At 54.5% G+C, this 2193-nt stretch carries 3 protein-coding genes; all 3 read left to right on the forward strand.

From position 1 onward, the window contains the following. The first annotated feature begins 409 nt into the window (after positions 1-409). Positions 410-1153: an ATP-dependent sacrificial sulfur transferase LarE gene (gene larE, locus B2W96_RS05945; protein ID WP_293009370.1), complete on the forward strand. Its 744-nt coding sequence runs from the start codon at positions 410-412 to the stop codon at positions 1151-1153. 12 nt (positions 1154-1165) lie between these two features. Then, entirely contained in the window at positions 1166-1927 is a 762-nt protein-coding gene (gene larB, locus B2W96_RS05950) for a nickel pincer cofactor biosynthesis protein LarB (RefSeq protein WP_293009371.1), read from the forward strand. Next, a partial coding sequence (larC, locus tag B2W96_RS05955; protein WP_293009372.1) for a nickel insertion protein occupies positions 1924-2193 on the forward strand: 270 nt, incomplete at its 3' end. The genes larB and larC, both read left to right, overlap by 4 nt.

Below are 2193 nucleotides of genomic sequence, written 5' to 3' on the forward strand. Positions count from 1 at the left end.
TTGGTGAAATTTACACTGCTCTCAGCAAATCAATTCATATTATACATTATCATATATAATATGAATATAGAACAACATATCCCCAAATTATAAATTTTATTGCTAAAATATTTGCATTTTCCCCATTGACAGATTTATGCAGGCTTGCTATGCTTACATATATGGTCTGAAGGCCATGTCAAGCGGATAGAATTCCGCTCTCTTTCCAATGGCTTGCCGACAAATCTTTTGTACAGACGGCTTATATGGAAAGTTTGTGTTTTGCCAGAAGGCATACCTAACATGGGTATGCCTTCTTTTATTTTGCGTTCGCTGAAAAAGGTAAGTTGTTTGGTGTAGCCGCTATTCGCAAAACACAGTTGCGGCGGACAAGGCTAATTTGCCCCGTACGACAGATTTGGAGGTCACAATGAATTTACAGGACTTTTTTGCACAGCACCCATCCGGCGCGCTGGCCTTTTCGGGCGGCACCGACTCATCGTTATTGGCATGGGCGGCCATGCAGTACGGCCGGGACTGGCACGCCTATTACGTCAACTCGGCATTCCAGCCATCGTTTGAACTGGCCGACGCCCAAAAGATTGCGGAACAGTGCCGCATTCCCTTGACGGTCATCGAAGGTGACATTCTGGCAGATGACACTGTGGTCGCCAATCCGCAAAATCGCTGCTACTACTGCAAGCGTGTCGTTTTCGGCATGATCTTGCGTCAGGCCGCCACGGACGGATACAAACTGGTAATCGACGGCACAAACGCCTCCGATGACGCGTCTGACCGTCCGGGAATGCGCGCGCTTCAGGAGATGGAGGTTCTTTCTCCCCTGCGGGAGTGCGGGCTGACCAAAAGCGACGTACGGGCAATGAGCCGGGAGGCGGATTTGTTTACGTGGAACAAGCCCTCTTACGCCTGTCTCGCAACGCGCATCCCAAGCGGGACAGCCATCACAGCAGAAGCGCTGAAAACGGTGGAGGCCGGGGAGAATATCCTTTTCTCCATGGGATTTCAGGATTTTCGCATTCGGCTTCGCGGCGACGCCGCACTGCTCCAGATTCCCGCCAGTCAGTTTTCCTGCGCGGTGGAAAAAAGGCAGCAGTTGCTGGAAAGGCTCTCCGCTCTTTTTTCCACTGTCTCGTTGGACCTGCGCACGCGGTAAGGAGGATTCAGTATGAGTTCCGGTCATGATATTATAACAGTTTTGAAAGAAGTGCAAAGCGGCGCGCTTTCTCCGGACGATGCGCTGCTGCGGCTGAAGCTCGCCCCGTTTGAGGATCTGGGCTATGCCAAGGTGGACTATCACCGAGCCGTCCGTCAAGGCGTTCCCGAGGTGATTTACGGGCAGTCTAAGACCACTGAACAGATCCTTGGAATATTGTCCTCGATGCACAGGCAAGGCTGCTCCGACATTCTTGTCACCCGTATCTCTCAAGAGGTGGCGGACACGCTGGCAGAGTCCTTTCCGCTGCGTTACGATTCGCTGGCGCGTCTTGCCGTGGTGCTGCCAGCCGAAACGCATGGCCGCGGCTCCGTAGTGGTGGCTACTGGCGGCACCAGCGACATGGGTGTCGCAGAGGAGGCAGCCATCACCGCCGAGACCCTTGGCAGCCGGGTGACACGGCTGTATGACGTGGGTGTGGCGGGACTGCACCGTCTTCTCTCCAATCTTGAGCCGCTGATGACCGCCCGGGTGGTTGTCGTCGTGGCTGGAATGGAAGGGGCGCTTGCCAGTGTGATTGGCGGGCTTGTGGACTGTACGGTTATCGCTGTTCCAACCAGCGTGGGATACGGTGCTTCATTCGGCGGGGTATCGGCGCTGCTATCCATGCTGAATTCCTGCTCCAGCGGCGTGAGCGTTGTGAATATCGACAACGGCTTCGGCGCGGGCTTCCTCGCCAACCGCATCAACCAAATGGAAGGAGTTTCCGAATGAAAACGCTCTACCTTGAATGCAAAATGGGTGCGGCGGGCGATATGCTCATGGCCGCGCTCTATGAACTGCTTCCCGATCAGGCGTCCTTTATGGAGACGATGAATCATCTGATCCCCGGCGTGCGTGTGACCGCCCGGAGGGCCATCACCTGCGGCATTGCGGGAACGCATATGGAAGTGGATATTCATGGCCATCGGGAGGATAGCTTGGACCTTGCTGACGGCTGCTTTAACAGCCTGTTTCAGGACCACGACCACGACCACGAC

It is taken from the genome of Oscillibacter sp. UBA6647, assembly GCA_002455655.1.
GTDB lineage: Bacteria > Bacillota > Clostridia > Oscillospirales > Oscillospiraceae > Oscillibacter.